Source organism: Methylobacterium mesophilicum, assembly GCF_036441335.1.
Lineage (GTDB): Bacteria > Pseudomonadota > Alphaproteobacteria > Rhizobiales > Beijerinckiaceae > Methylobacterium > Methylobacterium mesophilicum_B.
In genome coordinates this window covers 143,258-163,162 of record NZ_MLBW01000033.1, presented here as the reverse complement: position 1 = coordinate 163,162, position 19,905 = coordinate 143,258, and the positions used below count along the sequence as shown (strand labels likewise).

At 71.8% G+C, this 19,905-nt stretch carries 22 protein-coding genes and 2 pseudogenes; 9 read left to right on the top strand and 15 right to left on the bottom strand.

Annotated elements, in window-relative coordinates; genetic code table 11:
- Positions 1 to 192: 192 nt before the first annotated feature.
- From MMR14E_RS20580 to MMR14E_RS20560, 5 genes and pseudogenes are all read right to left on the bottom strand, one after another.
- Positions 193 to 354, bottom strand: a pseudogene (locus MMR14E_RS20580) (glycosyl transferase); the annotation flags it as partial.
- Positions 321 to 1,199 (bottom strand): DUF2336 domain-containing protein, encoded by an 879-nt coding sequence (locus tag MMR14E_RS20575; RefSeq protein WP_331316845.1) that lies wholly within the window; start codon positions 1,197 to 1,199, stop codon positions 321 to 323. The gene MMR14E_RS20575 and the pseudogene MMR14E_RS20580, both read right to left, overlap by 34 nt.
- Before the next feature lie 148 nt (positions 1,200 to 1,347).
- The gene (locus tag MMR14E_RS20570) at positions 1,348 to 1,704 is read right to left on the bottom strand and encodes a hypothetical protein (protein WP_331316843.1); all 357 of its coding nucleotides are present in this window, start codon (positions 1,702 to 1,704) and stop codon (positions 1,348 to 1,350) included.
- A gap of 69 nt (positions 1,705 to 1,773) precedes the next feature.
- Positions 1,774 to 1,914 carry a hypothetical protein gene (locus tag MMR14E_RS20565; protein ID WP_331316841.1) on the bottom strand — a complete coding sequence of 47 codons (141 nt, stop codon included), beginning with the start codon at positions 1,912 to 1,914 and terminating at the stop codon, positions 1,774 to 1,776.
- A 262-nt stretch (positions 1,915 to 2,176) separates the two neighbouring features.
- Entirely contained in the window at positions 2,177 to 4,075 is a 1,899-nt protein-coding gene (locus tag MMR14E_RS20560) for a S9 family peptidase (protein WP_331316839.1), read from the bottom strand.
- Positions 4,076 to 4,776: 701 nt separating this feature from the next.
- Between MMR14E_RS20560 and MMR14E_RS20555 the strand changes: the two genes are divergently transcribed.
- Positions 4,777 to 5,175, top strand: coding sequence for a hypothetical protein (locus MMR14E_RS20555; protein WP_331316837.1), 399 nt, complete (start codon positions 4,777 to 4,779; stop codon positions 5,173 to 5,175).
- A gap of 551 nt (positions 5,176 to 5,726) precedes the next feature.
- The gene (locus MMR14E_RS20550; protein WP_419539378.1) at positions 5,727 to 6,194 is read left to right on the top strand and encodes an Hpt domain-containing protein; all 468 of its coding nucleotides are present in this window, start codon (positions 5,727 to 5,729) and stop codon (positions 6,192 to 6,194) included.
- On the opposite strand, the gene MMR14E_RS29330 is transcribed toward MMR14E_RS20550, so the two are convergent.
- From MMR14E_RS29330 to MMR14E_RS20535, 3 genes and pseudogenes are all read right to left on the bottom strand, one after another.
- Entirely contained in the window at positions 6,106 to 6,351 is a 246-nt protein-coding gene (locus tag MMR14E_RS29330) for a glycosyltransferase family A protein (protein WP_419539381.1), read from the bottom strand. The two genes, MMR14E_RS20550 and MMR14E_RS29330, sit on opposite strands and share 89 nt — an antisense overlap.
- A 280-nt stretch (positions 6,352 to 6,631) precedes the next feature.
- Positions 6,632 to 7,222: pseudogene (locus MMR14E_RS20540) on the bottom strand (epoxide hydrolase family protein); the annotation flags it as partial.
- A 113-nt stretch (positions 7,223 to 7,335) separates the two neighbouring features.
- Positions 7,336 to 8,541, bottom strand: coding sequence for an MFS transporter (locus MMR14E_RS20535; RefSeq protein WP_331316835.1), 1,206 nt, complete (start codon positions 8,539 to 8,541; stop codon positions 7,336 to 7,338).
- 102 nt (positions 8,542 to 8,643) lie between these two features.
- Between MMR14E_RS20535 and MMR14E_RS20530 the strand changes: the two genes are divergently transcribed.
- The gene (locus MMR14E_RS20530) at positions 8,644 to 9,195 is read left to right on the top strand and encodes a TetR/AcrR family transcriptional regulator (protein WP_331316833.1); all 552 of its coding nucleotides are present in this window, start codon (positions 8,644 to 8,646) and stop codon (positions 9,193 to 9,195) included.
- 110 nt (positions 9,196 to 9,305) lie between these two features.
- Here MMR14E_RS20530 and MMR14E_RS20525 read toward each other — a convergent pair whose 3' ends face one another.
- The 4 genes from MMR14E_RS20525 to MMR14E_RS20510 all read right to left on the bottom strand — a co-directional run bounded on the left by MMR14E_RS20525 (position 9,306) and on the right by MMR14E_RS20510 (position 10,680).
- Positions 9,306 to 9,482, bottom strand: a complete 177-nt coding sequence (locus MMR14E_RS20525; protein ID WP_331316831.1) for a hypothetical protein — start codon at positions 9,480 to 9,482, stop codon at positions 9,306 to 9,308.
- Positions 9,483 to 9,513: 31 nt separating this feature from the next.
- Positions 9,514 to 9,753 (bottom strand): hypothetical protein, encoded by a 240-nt coding sequence (locus MMR14E_RS20520; RefSeq protein WP_331316829.1) that lies wholly within the window; start codon positions 9,751 to 9,753, stop codon positions 9,514 to 9,516.
- A 236-nt stretch (positions 9,754 to 9,989) separates the two neighbouring features.
- Entirely contained in the window at positions 9,990 to 10,436 is a 447-nt protein-coding gene (locus tag MMR14E_RS20515) for a type II toxin-antitoxin system VapC family toxin (protein WP_331316827.1), read from the bottom strand.
- A gap of 4 nt (positions 10,437 to 10,440) precedes the next feature.
- A complete protein-coding gene (locus MMR14E_RS20510) occupies positions 10,441 to 10,680 on the bottom strand; it encodes a type II toxin-antitoxin system Phd/YefM family antitoxin (RefSeq protein ID WP_331316825.1) in 240 nt (79 codons plus the stop codon).
- Between the two features lie 244 nt (positions 10,681 to 10,924).
- Between MMR14E_RS20510 and MMR14E_RS20505 the strand changes: the two genes are divergently transcribed.
- A complete protein-coding gene (locus MMR14E_RS20505) occupies positions 10,925 to 11,533 on the top strand; it encodes a PAS domain-containing protein (RefSeq protein WP_331316823.1) in 609 nt (202 codons plus the stop codon).
- A gap of 88 nt (positions 11,534 to 11,621) precedes the next feature.
- Positions 11,622 to 12,947, top strand: coding sequence for a TAXI family TRAP transporter solute-binding subunit (locus tag MMR14E_RS20500; protein WP_331316822.1), 1,326 nt, complete (start codon positions 11,622 to 11,624; stop codon positions 12,945 to 12,947).
- A gap of 57 nt (positions 12,948 to 13,004) precedes the next feature.
- Here MMR14E_RS20500 and MMR14E_RS20495 read toward each other — a convergent pair whose 3' ends face one another.
- Both MMR14E_RS20495 and MMR14E_RS20490 read right to left on the bottom strand, forming a co-directional pair.
- Positions 13,005 to 13,280: a GNAT family N-acetyltransferase gene (locus MMR14E_RS20495; protein ID WP_331316821.1), complete on the bottom strand. Its 276-nt coding sequence runs from the start codon at positions 13,278 to 13,280 to the stop codon at positions 13,005 to 13,007.
- A 213-nt stretch (positions 13,281 to 13,493) separates the two neighbouring features.
- Entirely contained in the window at positions 13,494 to 14,558 is a 1,065-nt protein-coding gene (locus tag MMR14E_RS20490) for a HoxN/HupN/NixA family nickel/cobalt transporter (protein ID WP_331316820.1), read from the bottom strand.
- Between the two features lie 283 nt (positions 14,559 to 14,841).
- Between MMR14E_RS20490 and MMR14E_RS20485 the strand changes: the two genes are divergently transcribed.
- From MMR14E_RS20485 to MMR14E_RS20470, 4 genes are all read left to right on the top strand, one after another.
- The gene (locus MMR14E_RS20485; RefSeq protein WP_331316818.1) at positions 14,842 to 15,399 is read left to right on the top strand and encodes a GbsR/MarR family transcriptional regulator; all 558 of its coding nucleotides are present in this window, start codon (positions 14,842 to 14,844) and stop codon (positions 15,397 to 15,399) included.
- A gap of 56 nt (positions 15,400 to 15,455) precedes the next feature.
- Positions 15,456 to 16,175 (top strand): DUF4166 domain-containing protein, encoded by a 720-nt coding sequence (locus MMR14E_RS20480; protein WP_331316874.1) that lies wholly within the window; start codon positions 15,456 to 15,458, stop codon positions 16,173 to 16,175.
- Positions 16,172 to 17,833, top strand: a complete 1,662-nt coding sequence (locus MMR14E_RS20475; protein ID WP_331316817.1) for a DUF4166 domain-containing protein — start codon at positions 16,172 to 16,174, stop codon at positions 17,831 to 17,833. The genes MMR14E_RS20480 and MMR14E_RS20475 overlap by 4 nt, the downstream gene beginning before the upstream one ends.
- Positions 17,834 to 18,397: 564 nt before the next feature.
- The gene (locus MMR14E_RS20470) at positions 18,398 to 19,495 is read left to right on the top strand and encodes an acyl-CoA dehydrogenase family protein (RefSeq protein ID WP_331316816.1); all 1,098 of its coding nucleotides are present in this window, start codon (positions 18,398 to 18,400) and stop codon (positions 19,493 to 19,495) included.
- A 177-nt stretch (positions 19,496 to 19,672) separates the two neighbouring features.
- Here MMR14E_RS20470 and MMR14E_RS20465 read toward each other — a convergent pair whose 3' ends face one another.
- A complete protein-coding gene (locus MMR14E_RS20465) occupies positions 19,673 to 19,903 on the bottom strand; it encodes a tautomerase family protein (protein ID WP_331316815.1) in 231 nt (76 codons plus the stop codon).
- Positions 19,904 to 19,905: the final 2 nt, after the last annotated feature.

The following is a 19,905-nucleotide window of genomic DNA, read 5'->3' as shown; positions in this document are numbered from 1 at the left end:
ATCGGCGTGCTCTCCTACTTCGCCATGCTCCGAACCGGGGCGGATCCGGCCGTGGAGGCCCGGAAGCTCGCCGGGGCCGTTCCGGGCGCCCAGGCGGTCGTGCCGGCCGCCCTGGAAGCGGTCCCGCCCGAGACCCGGGAGCGGGCGGTCCGCGCCGTGCTGGCCCGCGGCCTGATGGCGGAGCTGAGCCGCCGCGCAGCTGTCCGGATCCGAGAAATAGAACTGCGCGTCCCCGGCCGTGCCCCGGTTGAACGGATTGTCGTGGGCGACTACGGCGTTGCCCGCCCAGAGCGCCTCGACCAGCGACGGGTTGGTGCCGCCTACCGTGTGGCCGTGGAGATAGGCCCGCGCGTGGCCCGGTTCGGAGCATGGCGAAGTAGGAGAGCACGCCGATCACCAGCGCGGCGCGCAGCAGGACGGTCATGGGACGGTTCCTCCGCTCGAGATCGCGCGAAGCATTCGACGGATTTCGTGAACCGGCCTCTACCAACCCGAACTTTCCCNCTGCACGCCGACCCGCTGCGCCGCACGGTGATCGGCCGGGCCGTCAGGGCGGCGGTCGCCTCGACGGCCCGGCCGATCACCGTGCGGCGCAGCGGGTCGGCGTGCAGGTACAGGGGCACGAGGTCGGCGGCCGACACGTCGGGCCGGACCAGCAGCAGCCGGGCGAGGTCGGGGGCGGTGCGGCCGCGATCCACGAGCCGCGACAGGGCCGCGCCCCGCAGGGTGTGGCCGAGATTGGCCGCCAGCGCGCGGTCGATCTCGGGGCGTCCCTCGCGGGACAGTTCGTCCACCGCCTCCCGGCTCAGCCCGGCCCGGGCGGCGATGCGGGCGGCGATGTCCGACCCCTCGGCCAGGGCCGCCTCGATCAGGCGATGGCTCAGGGTCGGGGCCAGTTCCACCACCGCGTCGCGGGCGCCGCCGCCGCGCAGGGCGAGGGCCTCCAGAACCGCGGGGGGCGTCTCGGGGCAGGGGGCCAGCTTGCGGGCCACGACCCGGGCCGTCTCCTCGTCCACCGTCGGGATCAGCCCGCAGGCCAGGGACTCGAAGATCTCGATCTCGGTCCGGTCCCGGGCCGCGGCCCGGACGAACAGGTCCGTCTGAACCCGGAGGATCACCGGCTTGAGATCGAGATTCTCGATGCGTGACAGTTCGAGGAGCCCGGACAGGTCCGGCGGAGCATCGACGGATGGGGGCATGGAGGATCGGTTACGCAAGACTGCAGTAAGGTCACGCTAACCGCATCGACGTGAATCGACCTTTAAGCCGCCTCCGCGGCGACCGTGCCGTCCTGCGCCAGGATGGCACCCTCCCGGCTCAACCCCGGCCGGACTGTCAGTGCGACTGTCAGTGCGTCAGCCAGAGCACGAGCCCGAGCCCCACGGCCGCCGCGACGATGATGCCGGCATAGAGCGGCAGGACCCAGGGCTGTCGCTGGTGCGGGTAACCCTTGCCCGCCCGCTCCGAGGGGGCGCGCTCGTTCTGCCGTGCGATCCGGACTTCCTGGGGCGTCGGCGGTGTCCCGCCGGCCTCCTCGCAGGTCCCCAGCGGAGCCGCGCCGATATCCATGTGCGGAGTCTTGTCGGCGGTGCGGCCGCTGTCGATGTCGCCCTTGAGTTGCGCGGCGGTGGGCGCCTCGGAATCCGGCGGCGGGTCGCAGGGCAGGTTCGCGGGCGGCGGCGGGGTCTCGGATCGCAGCGTCATCGGGGGGCTCCACTCTCCGGGGGTAACGCCCGATGGGCCCGGTCGGCTTCGGCCAGGATGTCGCGGATCTCAGCCGTCCCCGGCGCCCCGCTTCAGCAGCGGTCGCGCGAGCATCGTCCCGTCCGCGGCGAAGCCGGCGGCGTCGCAGAAGGCGCGCAGGGCCGCCTGGTCCGGCCCCGCGGCCAGGAGCAGCCGGTCGCAGCCCGGCACCGCGCGGGGCTCTCGGCGGCGCCTCGGGCGAGCCGCGATACGCCCCCTGCGACCGCACACGCCGTCGAGACCGGAGCGGATCGTCGTCGGCGCGATCGCGCCGGGCCCGTTCCGGCCCTGAACGTGGTGCCAGGGGCGCACGGATCGCGGCCCGAAGCCGGCCACCAGGCCGGGCCGGCGCAGCGGCCGTGTCGCTCGGCGCCGGCGCTGCCCCGAACCTGTCCCGACGCTGTGACGCGCCGCAGCGCCGCGGACCGGCCCCTCACCGCACCTGCATGCTGCTGCGGTCCCGGATGACGGGATCGTCCGGCTCGCAGCGCCCGCCGAGATGCGCGGCCAGGAACGCCTCAGCCTGGGCGTAGAAGCTGAGCGCGTTCTCCGGCCGCTCGAACCCGTGTCCCTCGTCGGGGAACAGCAGGTAGGTGACCGGGATGGCCTTGCTGCGCAGCGCCGCCACCATCTGGTCGCTCTCCGCCTGCTTCACCCGCGGGTCGTTGGCGCCCTGCGCGATCAGGAGCGGCCGGCGGATGCGGTCCGCCCGATGAAGCGGCGAGCGATCACGCAGGAGCGCCAAGCCCTCGGCGGTGTCCGGATCGCCGATCATCCGCTCCAGCTGGTGGCGGCTCGCCTCCCAGTAAGGTGGGATCGTCTCCAGCAGGGTCTCCAGATTCGACGGCCCCACGATGTCGATGCCGCAGGCGTAGAGATCCGGGTTGCGGGTGAGGCCCACGAGGGCGGCGTAGCCGCCGTAGGACGCGCCGTAGATCGCGATCCGGTCCGGATCGATCGGCAGATTGTCCCTCGCCCAGGCGACGGCATCGACGAGGTCGTCGTCCATCCGCCGTCCCCACTCGCCCTCGCCGGCATTGACGAACGCCTTGCCGAATCCGGCGGAGCCGCGGAAGTTGACGCTGAGCGCGGCGTAGCCGCGATCGGCGAGCCATTGATGCTCGCCGTTGCAGCCGAACTCGTCGCGGAGCGTGGGCCCGCCATGGACGACGAGCACGAGCGGCACGCGCTCCCCCGCGTCCGCGCGTTCCGGCAGCGTCGCGTACGAGACCAAGCTCAGCCCGTCCCGGGTCGGGACCGTGTGCGGCACCATCGGGCGGAGTTCCGTCGCGGCCAGCTCCGGCCAACCCGAGGGCAATTGCGTGAGCGTGCGGCGCGACCGGTCGAACACGAAGTACGCGCTCGGGGCGATGTCGGAGTAGGTCCCGACCAGCCAGATGTCGTCGGCCTCGGTGCGGCCGGCGACGAACGGGCTCGCGAGGCCTTGCTCGGCGAGCCACGGGATGTCGCTGGCCCGCGGGTCGATCGGGTGGAACTCGCGCACGCGATACGAGGCCACGTAGCCCAGGATCTCGCGCGTCTCGGCGTCCGTGAAGGTCTCGGCGAGATCGGCCCGGGGGTCGCTCGCGAGCACGGTGGTCTCACCCGTGGCGAGGGTGACCGCGCAGAGCGCGGCGGTGTCGCGACCGCGGCTGTCGGCCATGTAGAGGGTCGTCCCGTCGGCGCTCAGGTGGAGCGGGAACGTGGTGCGCGCGTCAGCGCGGGGAATGGTCTGCCATGGCTGCCAGTCCTCGGGCGCGGGGGGCCCGTCGGCGCGGGTGTTGCGCAGCAGATGCATCTCGCCGTCGGGGTGCATGGCGACCGCGAGCACCGGCCGGAAGGCGTCGTCGACCATGATGTTGGCGAAGCCGGGATTGTCGGCGAGCTTGCGCCGCTCACCCGTCGCCGGATCGATCGCGTACGGATCGTGAAACCGCGGATCGCGGTCGTTGAGATAGACCAGGATCATGTCGCGGACCGTGCGGCTCACGCCGCCGAGACGCGCCTGCACGCCGGCTTCGGGCGTCAGGGCACGCGCGCGCCCGTCGGTGAGGCTGAGCGCGTAGAGACGCGTGTTCTCGTCACCGTCCGTGTCCTGGTCGTAGACGAGATGCCGCGCGCCCATCGTCCAGGTGTAGGCCCTGATCCCGCGTCCCCGGTCGAAGGTCAGCTGCCGGGCCCGATCGGGATCTGAGCGCGGCGCCAGGAAGACGTTCAGAACCCCCTCGGCGGGCGCGACCCAGGTTAACCACAGGCCGTCCGGACTGATCTGATAGTTGGCCCGCTCGGGATTTCCGAACACAATGCGCCGGGGGATCAGGGTGTCCTGCATGTCCGCACCTTCCTCGATGAAGAATCGTGAATCCCGCTTCGGACCCGGACCCTCGTCTGGTCTGAAACCGACGAGATCCGCGTAGCCACGGCCCCTCAGCGCGTCGGTGCGATTTGTACCGCCGGTTCCCGGATGCCCGCCGGCTCATGGCCCCCTGCGAGGGCAACGGGGGCGGCGGCGCGCCGACCACCGGCATCGCGGCACGAACGCGAGCTGCAATGTGGCACCGCGGCGCTGTTGGCACCGCCCGCGCGGCACAGCATCGACGGGGCCTGGGCCGCGGCGCGGGCCCTGGACGGAGCGGCCGTGAGCGCGCGACGCGGCCGAGCACCCGCCGATGCGCGGTCGGACAGACTGCGCATCCTCCACGAGGCGCCGGGCTCGCCCCGTCTCTTGGTAAGGGTCTCGGCGCCGCCCCGAGACGGCGTCGGCAGGACGCCGAGAGGTGGCGGATCCCGGTCCGTGCCGCCGGCTGTCGCGACGACCGGCACGGACCGCCCCGGATGGAACGTCGGGGCGGGGTCGGAAGCCTCGCGGGACCTTGGATGCGTCACAGCCCGGCGCGCTGTGGGCAAGACCTCAGCTCGTGCCGCACGTCACCGCGCCGCCCGGACGATGGCCGACAAGTCAGATCCGCTCGGCAGGCGGTCGCGAAGCCCGGATCCGCTCGATGCCAGCGTGCGGAGACAAGGTGTCGTACGATGAAGACGCTGCTCGCGGCCGCCCTGTTGCTCGGATCGACTGTCGGCGCGGAGGCGGTCGAGGCGTACGGGGATTACCGTGACTACTTCGACGCGAGGCCAGTCATCGCCAAGCCCGTCATCGCGAAGCGCGCGCCGCGCAGCGCGTCCGCCAAGACGGACGCCGCCGGCGGGCGCCGCCCCGCCGATGGTGACCGCGTCGAGATGTACCGCTACGACGACGGTGGCGTCGGCCGGACGCCCGACCTGAGGCCGCGCAGCTGGGACGGCGGGTACGTTCCCGTGCATCCGCGCAGCGCGTCGCCGGACGGCTTCTGGAGCCCGATCGATCAGTCGGTCGACGGTCGGGAACTGCGCCCGGCCTTCGAGGGGCGGCAACTGCGCCAGCGATTCAGGTGATGCCGCATCGCTGCGGGCGCGACGGGCGCTCCGGCGTGAGATCTCGTCGGCGCGGGCGATAGCCTTCGGTCGCGTCCGCGCCGTCGTTCAGCCGGTCCTTGCCGGCTTCCGCCGGTGCAGATGCCGGCCGGCTCGGCCGCGTCGCCGTCGGGGTAAGGGGTCGGGTCTCGTCGACCCGCTACCGGGTCTGAGAGAGATCGGACGCGCACCGCGCGATCGGAGCGTGCGGCCCGCCGCGCGCGATCCTGTGATCCGCTGCTCAAGTGAGTACTGTATCGTATTATCATTGCATTACTTCGCATTTACCTGGCTGGTTCGCGGATATTTTCAGTCTTAACGCAAAATTTCCGGTCATCATGCAGTGTAAGCGTCGAGCACGATGCTTGTGTGGCGCAGATCACAGTCTCTACCCTAAGTTGTGACGCGCCAGATCTAGGCATTGTCTCGATCCTGATGGGCATCGTCGGGCTCGACAGCGGAGACATCGATTCACGCTGCCGGCTCGACGGTCGGAACTGTCATTGCGCCGCGCGATCGGGACGGATTTCTGTATGACTGCTCTGGATCCGACGGAGATCTTTCGCGCGGAGGCGGCCGAGCTGCTCGCGTGCCTGGAGGCGACGCTGCTCGACCTGGGCGACCGGCCCGAGGACCGGGCCCTGATCGACACCGCCTTCCGCGCCCTGCACACGATCAAGGGCTCGGGCGCCATGTTCGGCTTCGAGCAGGTCGCCGCCTTCACCCACGACTTCGAGACCGCCTTCGACCGCGTCCGCCGCGGCGAGGTCCCGGTCGGCCGCGACCTCGTCAACGTCTCGCTCTCCGCCAAGGACTACATCCGCGGCCTCATCGAGGAGCCCGAGGCCAGCGCCCCCATCATCGGCGAAGCCATCCTGGCCGAGCTCGAGCAGCTCCTCGGCGGCGCCGCCGTCACCACCGCCACCGCCGCCGCCACCACCGCCGCCGCCGGCGTCCCCGCCGCGTCCGCNAGGTCGGCACGAGGTCGTGGTCGGCGGTGACGATCTGCCCGAACACGATACCCAGCTCCGGATCGGCCTCGAACAGGCGCAGATGCTCCCGGATATGCGCCGGCTGCCAGACGTCGTCGTCGTCGAGGAACGCGCACGCCCTCCTGCTGCGCGCCGGCGTAGAACCACGTCGCCGTCGCGAAGGAATCGGTCAGGATGTAGAGCAAGGCGTTCGTCAGGAGCTGATCCTTCGTGAAGACCTGCGCGAAGGGCCGCTCCCGCAGGTCGGCCCAGTCGTGGAAGCGCTCGACCAGCCACGCCAGCTGCGCCACCGGCTCGTCCGCCATGGCGTAGCCCAGGGAGAGCGGCCTGGTGCCCTGGAGTTGCGCGTAGGCCCCGAGCGCCTGCTGGCTGGCTGCGGCCGCCTTCTGCCATGCCCGCTCCGCCGCGCTCTCCGGCTCGGCATCGGGCTGCACCAACAGATAGTTCAGGTGGATCGCCTCCAGCGACGCGGCGTGGTCGAGGCCGAGCCAAGCCGCGACCCCGGCGCCCCAGTCGCCGCCCTGCACCCGGTAGCGCGGGTAGCCCAGAGTCTCGCGCATCAGCCGGTCGAACAGCCGCGCCGTGCTGCGCGCGCCGATCGGCGCGACGGGCTTGCCCGAGAAGCCGAAGCCGGGCAGCGCCGGGATCACGAGGTCGAACGCGTCCTCCGGCCGCCCGCCGTGGCGCGACGGGAAGGCCAGGGGCTCGATCACCGACCAGAACTCGTAGACCGAGCCCGGCCAGCCGTGGATCAGCAGCAGCGGGCGCCGGCCCTCCGCCTCGCCGACGACGTGGACGGCGTGCAGGTCGAGATCCTCGACGCGGGCCAGGATCTGCGGAAAGCGGTTGAGCTCGGCCGCGGCGGCGGCCTCGTCGAAGCCGTCGAGCCAGTGGGCGCACAGGGCGGCCAGGACGTCCGGATCGCAGCCGTAGCGCCAGCCGGCCCCCGCGGGCAGGCGCGGCATGCGGTAGGCCCGCACCCGCTCCCGCACCCAGGCGAGCCGGGCCGCGTCCCAGGCGACGGTGAAGTCTCGCATGCATGCCTCCGTCCGGGTCCCCGTCGCGGGCCAGTGCCCGAGCGGGCCTTCCCGTGCGCGCGACGCTGATCTCCTTCAACGCGGCCGACCCGTTTCGGCCGCGGCACCGTGCATCAGCCGGGCAGGACGCGTCGCGACGTCAACGCCCGCCGCGCCAGGAACCCGGCCGCGCTCATGGCGAGGATCGCGGCCGCGTAGAGGTCGGCAGTCGTCACGTAGCCGATCCGGCGCACGAGATACCCGGCACAGATCACCGGGAGGCTGAACGCCAGGTAGCTCTCGACGTAGTAGCTCGCGAGCAGCTCCGCCCGCTCGCTCGGCTTCGCCAGCGGGACGATCGTCCCGAGGGCGCCGAGGAAGCTCGTCCCGAAGCCGGCCCCGCCGACAAGGGTCCCGCCGATCAGGACCGGCACGCTCCCGCCGTGCATGCCGGCGAGCACGATGACGAGGCCGGCTGTCATGGCGAGCGTCCCGATCGTCAGGTTGGCCGCCGCATCCTTCCCGCGCCGCTGGACGACCGCGAACGCGCCCGCGACCATCAGGGCCGCGACCATCACGCCGCTCGTCAACGGTGTCCGGCTGCCCGTCGCGGCGACGACCAGTGAGGGGACGATGGAGAGGTAGAAGCCCCCGAGCATCCAGGTGGCGATGTTGGTCGGCGTGATCGCCGCCAGCGGCCGTCGGGCCTGCGGCGGCACCACGACGCGCGGCCTCAGGGCCCGCAGGGCTCCCGTGCGGCGCTCCCCGGTCTCGGGCGTCAGCCAGAGGAGGGCGGCCTGCGCGGCGAACACCGCCCCCAGGATCGCGTAGACGAGGCGGAGCGGATGCGGGCCGTACTGCACCAGCGCGCTGGTCCCGAGCGCGCCCACCGCCATCCCGATCAGCGGCATGATCGCGTTCACGAGCTGGGCCCGGGCCCGGTCGACGTCGACGAGCGCCGCGCCCAGAGAACTCGCCGCGATGCCGGTCGCCACGCCCTGAACGAAGCGCGCCGCGATGAGCCCCCACGCCCCGTGGGCCGTCGTGAACAGCGCCATCGCCACCAGCTCGAGGAGCAGCGCGCCGAAGATCACCGGCCGTCGGCCCAGATGGTCCGAGATCGACCCGGCGACGAGAAGCGCCTTGAGGAGAGCCAGCGCGTAGACCGCGAACACCGCCGTCGTGAGCACGGGAGAGAGCGCGTAGGTCTCCTGATAGAACCGGTACAGCGGCGTCGGTGCCGCGGAAGCGGCGAGGAAAGTGCCGAGCACCGCCGCGTGGAAGAACAGCGTGCCGCCACCCGCGACAGCCACAACTTTCCGGTCGCGGTCCCTGGTCATTGGAGAACCTAAAGGCTAATTCGTTGCATTTGATGCGTAGTCCCTCCGCGCCACAAACGCAACGTCTTTGCGTTAGTGGCGCGGCGAACGGCAGAGTGCAGGATGACGACGAGGCAAGGGCCGCGTCCGGGCGGTCGCAGCGCGCGGGTGCAGACCTCGGTTCAGGCGGCCGTGCGCGAGCTCCTCGCCCGGACGGAGCGTTCGGAGATCACGGTGCCTCTAGTGGCCGCCGCGGCCGGCGTGACGCCGTCGACGATCTACCGGCGGTGGGGCACGCTCGCCGAGCTCTTCGCCGACGTCGCGGTCGAGCGGTTGCGTCCCGACGGTGAGCCGGCCGATACCGGGAGCGGCCGGACCGATCTCGAGGCGTGGGCGGAGCAGTACGCCGACGAGATGTCATCCGTCCCGGGGCGGGCGATGATCCGGGACGTTCTGGCGGCTGCGGACGCGAACTGTGCCCAGCGATGCTGCAGCTTCACCCGCGATCAGATCGCGATCATCGCGGAGCGCGCCCGGGCCCGCGGCGAGGCTTTCCCGGACCCCGAAGCGGTGCTGGACGGGGTGGTCTCGCCGATCCTCTATCGGATCCTGTTCGGGACCGCGCCCGACCGGGAGCGGATCCTCGAGCTGGTCGACCGCACCCTGACGACCTGACCCGAGGTGCCGACAGCGCGCGCGGACCGCGCACGGGCTCCGGCCCCGGTCCCGAACGGGTGCGAAGACCGGCGTGTCAGAGGGGCTGCACGGCGGCCGCGCGCCGTCTCCTATCCGCGGGACCATACGGTAGGGTGCGCCAGCGGCGCGCTCGCGTAGCCCGCGGGCGCGACGGCGAGGATCGGACTCCAGGTCGAGGACCACGCGCGCAGGGGCTGCGGATCGCCGCGGAATGCCAGGTCGAGGAAGGCCAGCGTCCCGGTGGCGATCGCCGAGGCGGCCGGCATCTCGCGTCGAACCTTCTTCTACTACTTCAAGTCAAAGGAGGAGATCCTGCTGGACTGGCAGATGCGCGGCTTCGGCACGGCGCTGCGCAAGGCCATCCTGGCCCAGCCGGACGGTGCGGTCCCGGCCGCGGTCGTCCGGGACGCTCTGCTGACCTTGTCGACGGGCTTCCGAACCCAGGAATTCATCAGCATCGATCGCGTCATGCGGTCCAGCGAGACCCTGAAGGCCCGCAAGCAGGCGGCCTACGGCCTGCACGAGCAGGCTCTGCATGCGGCGCTGATCGAGCGCTGGCCGGATCCGGCCCGCAGCGCCTCGTTGCGCCTCGTCGCCATGGCGTCGCTCGGCGCGATGCGCTTGGCGATCGAGGCCTGGATCCCGGCGGGCGGGGACCGACCCGTGGATACCTTCCTGCGGACGGCCTTGCTGGCCTCGCGGCCGAGTTCGGCGCACCGTCCCGGTAGCCCACGATCGATCGCCACGTGCCCGCGGCGGCGCGCGGACGGCGGTCACAGCCCTTCGGTCGGCAGCGCGACGAAGGGATCGCACGCGGGAACGCCCAGCGGCGCGAAGTGCCGCACATTCCGGGTCAGGACCGTCCAGCCGTTGCAGCGCGCCGTGGCGGCGATCGCGAGATCCGCGAAGCCGGGCGCGTGTCCTTGCCCGCGCGCCAGATCGGACAATCCACCGATGTGCCGCGCGACGGCCAGGTCGATCGGGAGAACCTTGGCGGCGTACAGGTGCAGCAAGGTCTCCAGCCACTCCGCCAACCGCTCGGCCTTGCGCGCGGCGCCCTCCCTGCGGCTCTTCGCGATGCCGTCCTCGATCTCGGCGATCGTGACGACGGAGAGGTGGAGACCGGCGCTGTTCCGGTCCATCCAGTCGATCAGTTCGATGGCGGGAACGGCCTTGGTCGGCGCGCCGGCCGAAAGGACGTTGGTGTCGACGAGGTACACGGCGTCACAGCTCGGCACCTCTGAGCCCGCCGGACGGGGAGGGGAGATCGTCCGCCGCGACGGGCGCAGCCATGAGCAGGCGGCCGAACGACGGGACGCGCGACAGCCGCTGCCAGTCCTCGAAGCTGAGCAGCACGGCCTCGGGGCGGCCGTGGCGAGTGATGATCGAGGGCGCGCCCTGCTTGGCTTGGTCGATCACGGCCGACAGCGTCGCCTTGGCATCCCGAAGCTGGATCTCCTGCATGGTATCCTCCGTGACCACTGTAGTCATAATAGCGGTCATGGCCAGAATCGGCAAGGGACGTGCTGGGACTTGGCGCGGAGCGCTCCGCCCCGGATCCAGGCTGCCGCCCGCAGGTACTTCCGAGGGCCCGACGAGCCGATAGTGTCCGGCACGCCACAGTTGATTAGTATCCAGGCCGTGCCTCTTGCGGTTGCAGAGGTTTCGGACCAACGTATGTTACTATTCACGGAAGACAGGTGCTCGGGTGGCAGCTTCTAAGCCCCTTGACGGGCCAACAACCTCGGAAACCTTCCAGTCCGCACGCGATGCGCTCGAAGTCGTCGGCCGCTGGCAATGGGACGCGGGCGTCGATCGGGTGCGGGTCGACGCCTTCGTCGCCCTGATGTGCAACGTCGATCCGGCCGAGGCCGAAGAGGGCGTCCCGCTCGGCCGCTACATGAGCAGCATCCACGCGGACGATCGGGAGCGGATCGACGACCTGATCCGGCGCAGCGCCCGCGAGGGGACACCCTACCTCGCCGAGTATCGGGTGACGTCGGCGGACGGTCGGACGCGCTGGGTCCTGGTGCGCGGGCGCTTCACCGGCGATCATATCGGACGGCCGCTGGGCGGCAGCGGCATCCTCTTGGACATCACTCGGATGCGGATGTTCGAGGACATGGCCGACGAGGCCGTGCCGCGTGCGGGGACGTCGGCCCTCGAGCTGGCAGCCGATCACGCCATCGCGGCGATGTACGCGATCGCCGAGTTGCGGGACGCGGAGCTCAAGGTGAAGGCCGACGCGCTGCTGATGACGCTGGGCCGCAGGCTCGCCCTCCAGGAGGTCCAGGACCGGCACCGCCACATGAACTGAGCGCGGAGCGCCGTCGGCCAAATCTTCGCCGGGCGGATCATTGTCTGATCTGTCCAACGGACGGAAGACTGGGCCGAGCGATCGCGCTATGCTGGTCCATCGGCAGATCAGCGCGGCACGGATGATCCGGCGTTCCAGAACGACTGTCATCGTCCTCGGGGTCATCGCCGGGGCCGCCATCCTCGCCCTGCTCGTCCATCTCCTCCTCGGCCTGCTCTCGCTCGACATCGCGGTCGCCAAGACCAGCACCGAGGACCGAGAAGCCGCCCAGGCCCTGACGCAGCTCTTCGAGACTCAGCATCCGCGGGTGCGGATCCGGACCATCTTCGAGCCGGATCGCGTCGGGGCATCGGCGGCCCTGGACAAGGGCGAGACCCAGCTCGCCCTCGTGCGCAGCGACGCCGCGCCGAAGGACGGGCAGACCCTGGTCATCCTGCGCCGCGACGCGGTGGTCTTCGTCGCGCCCGGTGGCAGCGCCGTCGACGGCGTGGCCAAGCTGCGGGGCAGCACGGTCGGGCTCCTCGACGGGCGGAAGCTCGACCCGCGCCTGCTCGACCTCATCCTCACCCATTTCGGCATCCCGCCGGGCAGCGTGCACCGCCGGATCCTGACGATCGATCAGCTGACGGAGGCCGCGCGCGGCCGCCAGATCGGTTCGGTGTTCGTGGTGGCCCCTGTCGGCAGCGCGCTGTGGCTGCCGCTGTTCACGGCGCTGCGCAAAGGCTCCGGGGCGGTGAAGCTGTTCGAGGTCGACGAGGCGGCGGCGATCGCCAAGGAGCACCCCGTGCTCGACACGATCGACGTGCCCAAGGGCGCCTTCCTCGGCTCCCTGCCGGCACCGGGCGACGACATCACCACCTTGTCCGTCAGCCACCGGCTCGTGGCCCGCGGCGGCATGCCGGACTGGCTCGCGGGCGAGATCACCCGCGAGGTGCTCACCGGCAAGCCGCGGCTCGTCGCGCTCGACGACGACCTGGCCGGCATCGAGGCCCCCGACACCGACGACAAGGTCCAGGCGCTCCCGATCCATCCGGGCGCCACGGCGTACCTCACCGGAAACCAGCCGAGCCTGAGCGATCAGGCACAGAACGCCGCCTACTGGGTCGGGCTCATGATCAGCGCGCTGGCCTCGCTCGGCGCGGCGGGCGTCGGCCTCTATCGGCGCTTCCGGCCGCAGCAGCCGCCCACCCGGGTCATGCGCCTCCTGGAGATCTGGCTGGCCGTCCCGAGTGCCGATCCGGTCGCGCTCGATCGGCTGGAACGGGAGGCCGACGCGCTCGCGGCGGAGACGATCCGGATGGAGGCCCATCGGCGGACGGAGAGCGTGGAGATCCGCCTCGTCGCCCTGCTCGTCACGCACATCCGCGAGGCCGTCCAGCGCCGGCGGCGGCGCGTGGCGCAACAAATGTCCTAGCGCCAGACGGCCTCGGCACCGCCCCCGGCGGCGGCCGATCCCGGTCCGGCCGCGATCTCACGCGAGCAGGTCGCGATGCGTCCGATGCCCGCGCAGCCACGCCCGCGCGTAGCCGCACAGGGGTACGATCCGAGCGCCCTCGGCGCGCGCGTGCGCCGCGACGCCTTCCATGAGCCGGCCGGCCGCCCCGGTGCCGCGCAGGACCGGCGGCGCGTAGACGTGGCTGATGACGAGCTGGCCGGGTTCCCGCCGGTAGGTCGCGAAGGCGACGTCACCGCCGACCTGCAGCTCGAAGCGGCCTCGCTCGACGTTGTCGCGCAGCGTATCCATCATCGTCGTCCTCGGGCCCTGGCTCGCATCGGGAGCGCCGCGTCGGCCGGGTGTTCCGCGGGATCCGCGGGCGCCTCCGTCCGCGTTCAGGAGGTCCCGCCTCCCAGGCTCATATAGGATCGCACGTCCCGTCGCGGACGCGGATCAGGAGCGCCGCGGCGGCATCGCCGCCGATCCACGGGACGCGGCCGTCCATAGGAGTGCGGGCGCGCGCGCTCAGGGAGCGTCGGCCGGCTTGACCTCGATCCGGTCGAACCGGCCGAGGCGGTAGATGAGGAATGACAGCAGCCAAGCCGCCGCGAACAGACCGACGATGCCGAAGCCGAGCACCCCGAAATTGTCGTTGACCGCGGCGATCCACTGCCAGAGCCAGCCCTGGAGATTGAGCTTGTCCGCCAGGAGGTTCAGCGCCTCCAGCGTGCCGACCACCAGCGCGACCGCCACCGAGACCAGGGTGATGGTGAGATTGTAGAACAGCTTCCGCACGGGCTGGACATAGGCCCAGCTGTAGGCGCCGAGCATCAGCACGCCGTCGGTCGCGTCGACCAGCGTCATGCCGGCGGTGAACAGCGCCGGGAAAACCAGGATCGTCCAGAGGTCCGTGCCCTGGCTCGCCTGGGCGGCCGAGAGCCCGAACAGGCTCACCTCCGTGGCGGTGTCGAAGCCGAGGGCGAAGAGCAGGCCCAGCGGGTACATGTGCCAGGAGCGCGTCACGAGGCGGAACAGGGGCCGCAGGATCCGGGCGAGGACGCCCTGGTTGGCGAGCAGCACGTCGAAATCGGCCTCGACGTAGCGGCCGGTGCGCCGCACCTGTCGGAACGCGCGCCAGACGCCCGCGAGGACGACGAGGTTGACCAGGCCGATGAGGATCAGGAAGGCGGCCGAGACGCCGGTGCCGATCAGGCCGCCCAGTTCCCGGTAGCCTTCCGAGGCCGTGATCAGGCTGGTCGCCGCCAGCGCCACCGCGGCCGCGGCCACCACCACGACGCTGGAATGGCCGAGCGCGAACCAGAAACCGACCGAGACCGGCCGCTGGCCCGCCTGCATCAGCTTGCGGGTGACGTTGTCGATGGCGGCGATGTGGTCGGGATCGACCGCGTGGCGCAGCCCGAAGACGTAGGCCAGCAGCGCCGTCGAGAGGAGGGCCGGCTGCCCCCCGAACAGGCTGTAGGCCCAGGACCAGGCCGCGACGTTCGCCGCGATCAGGACGAGGTAGAGCAGACCGATGCGGCGGCGCACCACACGGGGCGCCGTGCCATCGGACGGGACGCGCGCTTCCATCGAACCCTTACCCACCCGACCACCGTCCTCTCGGCCCCGTCGCCCGGCCCCGCGGCAGGGCCGATGCCGCGCGTCACGCCGCCCGACATAGCGCAGAACCGGCCGAGCTGCGGAGTCCCGCAGACGTGCCCACGCGCGGCGAGACCGCCGGCCGGGATGGCTCACGGCGGCCGCGACAGGAGCAACTCCGGGCCCGGCCGTGGCTGCGGCCCGATCCGGAGCACCAGCTTCCCCCGGACCCGCCGGCTTGACAGCCGCTTCAATTGGGTCTGTAGTTTCTGTCATGACAGAAATTACAGACCCAACGCGCACCCTGCCCGCCGCGGTCGAGCGCTTCGTGCTGCACTGGGGCGACCTGGGCGGCCAGTGGGGCGTCAACCGATCCGTCGCGCAGATCCACGCGCTCCTCTACCTCTCCGAGCGCCCCCTCACCGCCGAGGACATCGCCGGCCTGCTCGGCATCGCGCGCTCGAACGTCTCGAACTCCCTGCGCGAGCTGCTCGGCTGGAACCTGATCCGCCGCGTGCCGGTGATGGGCGAGCGCCGCGACCACTTCGTCGCCGAGACCGACCTCTGGGAGATGGTCACGCGCATCGCCGCGGGCCGCAAGGAGCGGGAGATCGATCCCGCCATCGCGGCCCTGCGCACCTGCGTCGCCGAGGCGGATGCGGACCCCGCGCTCGGGGCCGTCGCCAAGCGGCGCCTGCACGCGATGCTCGACTTCACCGAGTCGATGGAGCGCTGGTACGGCCAGATGCTCAACGTGCCCCGCGGGACGCTGGCCAAGCTGATCCGGCTGGGCGCCCGGATCGTGAAGTTCCTGCCGGCCAAGACCGAGTGACGGTTCGAGGACCGCGCTCAGAGAGCCCGAACGATCGAGGAGCCCAGGTGACCGCGATGGGACACGTCCGCCGAGCCGATGCGGGGCCGTCCCGCGAGACCCGCACCGCGGGGTCGTTCGACGAGTCCGGCGACCTCCTCGACCTGCGTTTCCGGGCGCTGATCCCGGAGCGCGAATGGGCGAGCCTGTCGCCGGCAGTGCGCCGACGCTTCGGCAAGCGCCTCGCGCAGGGGGCGAGCGCGGTCTATGTCGGCCACGTCGTCGCGATGCGCGTCAGCCCCCTCGGCTGGCTCGTCGCGCAGGCGACGCGCCTCGTCGGTGCCCCGCTCCCCCTGGAACGCGGGACCGGTCGTGCCGGCGTCGTCACCGTCACCGAGGATCCGGACGGGGGCGGCCAGGTCTGGACGCGGCTGTACGCGCGCGCCTCCGGTTTCCCGCAGGTGATCCACTCGGCCAAGCGCTTCGCCGGCCCGACCGGCCTGGAGGAGCACGTCGGCGCCGGCGTCGGCATGACCTTGACCGTCGCGGTCGTGGACGGGGCGCTGGTGTTTCGCAGCCACCGCTACTTCGTCGACTGCCTCGGGCACCGCCTGCACCTGCCGGGCTGGCTCACCCCCGGGGCGCTCACCGTCACGCACGCCGATGCCGCCGCGGGCGCGGCCGTGGGCGCCTTCCGCTTCATCCTCGACATCGTCCACCCCTGGTTCGGCAGGCTGATCCGCCAGGAAGCGATCTTCCAGGACGCTGAGCCGGCAGCGCGGGAGAGTGGGGCATGAGCGCGATCCTGATTTTCGGCGGGTATGGCGGCTTCGGTGCGCGCCTGTCGCGCCGGCTCGCGGCCGCCGGTCACGCGGTGATCGTCGCCGGCCGGCACCTCGCGCGTGCCGAGGCGTTCTGCGCGGCCCATCCGCCGTGCCGCCCCCTCCAGGCCGACCGCAACGGGGCCGTCGCGCCCCTACTGGACCGCATCCGTCCCGACCTCGTGATCGATGCGGCCGGCCCCTTCCAGGGCAGCGGCTACGACCTGCCCCGGGCCTGCATCGCCGCGGCGATCCCTTACCTCGATCTCGCGGATGGCCGCGCGTTCGTGGCCGGCATCGGCGCGCTCGACGCACCCGCGCGTGCGGCCGGCGTCGCGATCCTGGCCGGCGCGTCGAGCGTCCCGGCCCTGTCGGGCGCCGTCGCCCGGCATCTGGCGCACGGGATGGGCGCGGTCAGCGCCGTCGAGATCGCGATCAGCGCCTCGAACCGCGCGACCGCCGGGACATCCGTCGCCGCCGCCATCCTGAGCTACGTGGGCAAGCCGATCCGGCTCTGGCGCGGCCAGCGCTGGTCGGTGGGCGTCGGCTGGCAGGAGGTGCGGCGCGAGCGCTTCGCCCTGTCCGACGGTACGTCCCTCGGCCGCCGCTGGCTGGCGCTGGCAGACGTCCCGGACCTCGAACTCCTGCCCGGTCGGCTCCCGGGCCGGCCGGCGGTCAGCTTCAGGGCCGGGACCGACCGCGCGCTGCAGGTGATCGGACTCTGGTGTGCGAGCTGGCCGGTGCGCTGGCGCTGGATCCCCTCCTTGCAGACACTCGCGGGCTGGCTCCTCGTGGCGCAGCGGCTGACCGCGCGCTGGGGCTCGGACCGGTCCGGCATGGTCGTCCGGATGTTCGGCTCGGCCGGCGGGCGCCGCGTCGAGCGGTGCTGGACGCTCCTCGCGGCCGACGGTCACGGCCCGGAGATCCCCGTGCTGCCGGCTGCGATCCTGGCCGAGCGGATCCTGGCCGGCTCGATCGCCCCCGGCGCGCGCGACGCCGGGACCCTGCTCGATCTGACGGACTTCGAGCCGAGCTTCGCGGGCCTGTCGATCCGTCACGACGTGCGGGAGTCGGTCCAGGCCGACGCGCTCTACGCGAGCGTCATGGGTCCGCGCTTCGCCGCACTCGCCCCGCGCGTCGCGGCCCTGCACGGCGTCCTGCGCGAGGCAGGGGCGCACGGTCGCGCCGTCGTCACCCGCGGCCGTCACCCGATCGCGCGAGGCCTCGCCGCGCTGCTCGGATTTCCGGCCGCGGGCGAACATGCCCTCCACGTCGGCTTCAGCGAGAGGCATGGGGTGGAACGCTGGACGCGGACCTTCTCCGGTCGCCGGTTCACGAGCGCGTTCACCGAAGCGCGCGGCTGCGTGGTCGAACGGTTCGGTCCGTTCCGCTTCCGGTTCGACCTCGCGAGCGACGGTGATGGGCTGCGCATGGTGCTGCGCGGCTGGTCGGTTGCCCGACTGCCGCTTCCGCTGGCCATCGCACCCCGCGCCTCCGCCCGCGAGTGGGAAGAGGCCGAGCTGTTCCGCTTCGACGTATCGATCGGCCTGCCACGCGTCGGGCTGATGGTGCGCTACATGGGCTGGTTAAGGACCGACGGCCGCGCGGGCGAGCGATCCGGCTCCGCGACGTGAGCCGACACGCGCGCTTCGTCCCGAACGTTGGCCGGCCGCCCGTGGTGGGCGCGGGAGGCGCCCTCGACCGCATCCGCACGCAGTCGCGGCAACAGCTGGGTCGTCGTCACCCGACCCGGGCGCGGACGATTCACCGGGGACTGGAGCCGTTCGGGCGGCATCCGGATCACGCCGGTTCGGACGCGGACCACCGTGGGAGGTCGGACCTGACCGCGATCCCGCGCGATCCCGAGATCGCGCGCCGGTCTCATCCAAGCACCATCGCGGCGGATCGGCACGGCGCGCCGATCAAGGGCCGCCGCGACGACGCGGTCGAGCGCGTCCGATCCGATCGCCGACCCATCTGCCAGAATTCCAGATTACGATCGTAACCAAAAGCTCTTCAGAACGACACGAAACCGGTCGATCAACGGGGTCAATCTGCGTCTCGGACAGATATGAGGTCTGAGAATGTACGTCGCAGCACCCTCGATTGCCCCTGCCGCGCGGGTCGGAGATCCGGACGCGGCGCTGCTCGCGACCATCGGGACGCTCCGGCCCCTGATCGCGGAGCACGGGTCGGCCTTGGCTGTCGGGCCGGACCTGCCGGAGCCGGTCGCGGAGGCGCTCATCGACGCCGGTCTCGCGCAACTCTGGCTCCCGCGCGGCCTGGGCGGCCCTGAGACCCACCCCCTGCGCGTTCTGGCCGCCATCGAGGCGCTGGCGGAACTCGATGGTTCGGTGGCTTGGAGCGCCGCGATCTCGTCCGGGGGCGCGTCCCGCTTCGCCGACCTCATCGATCGGGACGTGATGCGCGGGCTCATCCCCGCCGGCAAGAAGTTCGCGGGCAGCGGCAGCGGCCAGCCGACGGGAACGGCGGTTCGCGATGGAGCCGGCTGGCGGATCAACGGACGCTGGTCCTGGGCAAGCTTCTGCCGCTTCAGCTCGGTCTCGGCACTGATGTGTCTCGAGGTCGAAGGGGACCAGCCGAAACGCGACGCGCACGGTCGACCGTCTGTGCGGGGCGTCTTCATCGCCTCGAAGGACGTCGCGGTCGTCGGCAACTGGAACGCCGGTGGGCTGCGGTCCAGCGGGAGTCACGACGTCGTCTGCACCGACCTCTGGGTGCCGGACGCGCAGACGGTCGACGGCGCGCGGATCATGATCCCGCGCGATAGGGAGCCGCTCTACATGCTGCCGATGGCGTCGGCGGCCGCCATCGCCGCCGCCGGTGTTCCGCTGGGACTCGCTCGGGCCTCGATCGACGCGTTGATCGATCTCGCACAGACGAAGACGCCGCATGGCGGCACGGGACCCTTGCGACTTCGCGAGGACGTGCAGGTCGCGATCGCGCGCGCCGAGACGGGTCTCGGCGCCGCCCGCGCCTTCGCCCGCGATACGGTCTCCGGCTTCTGGTCGGAAGCGGAGACCGGCCGCCCGGTCACCCCCGCGTGGCAGGCCAAGGTTCGGCGGGCCTGCTGGTACGCGGGCCATGTCGGGAAACAGGTGGTCACGAGCATGTACGAAGCGGCGGGCAGTTCCGCCGTCCTCGAAGCGTTGCCGTTCGCGCGCCTGCTGCGCGATGTGTACGCGACCTGCCAGCACATGCAGTATCAGGACCGCATGCTCGTGCCGCCTGGCCGCATTCTCCTGGGCCTCGAAGCCGACGCCCCCTTCATCTAGGGCCCGTCTTCGCCAGAGCCGATCGGTGGCAGCGGCGAGGAGACCGTCGGCGCCGGGAGGCGCGAAGCGGTCCTGCAGGGCGTCGGCGATCCGTCCGGGTGCTCCGACGAGCAACCCGGAGCCGCCGCCTCTCGGCGCGCGGACGGTTCTGCCTTGATGCCCGCAGGCTCCGCCCTGTCAGCGCGAGCCCGTCTGGTGCGCCTGCAGGCGTCGCAGAGCCTCGAGATCGAACACCGCGTCCGCGCGCCCGTAGCCGCCGTCCGCGACCTCATCGACCAGGACCATAGTGTGCGGCCGCGCGGCCTCTCCGAAGTCGGACACCAGCAGATCCGTCGTGCGATGAACGAGGTCGGCCTTCTGCGCACCGGTCATCATGCCCTGCGGGATCTTGAAATTGGCGAACGGCATCG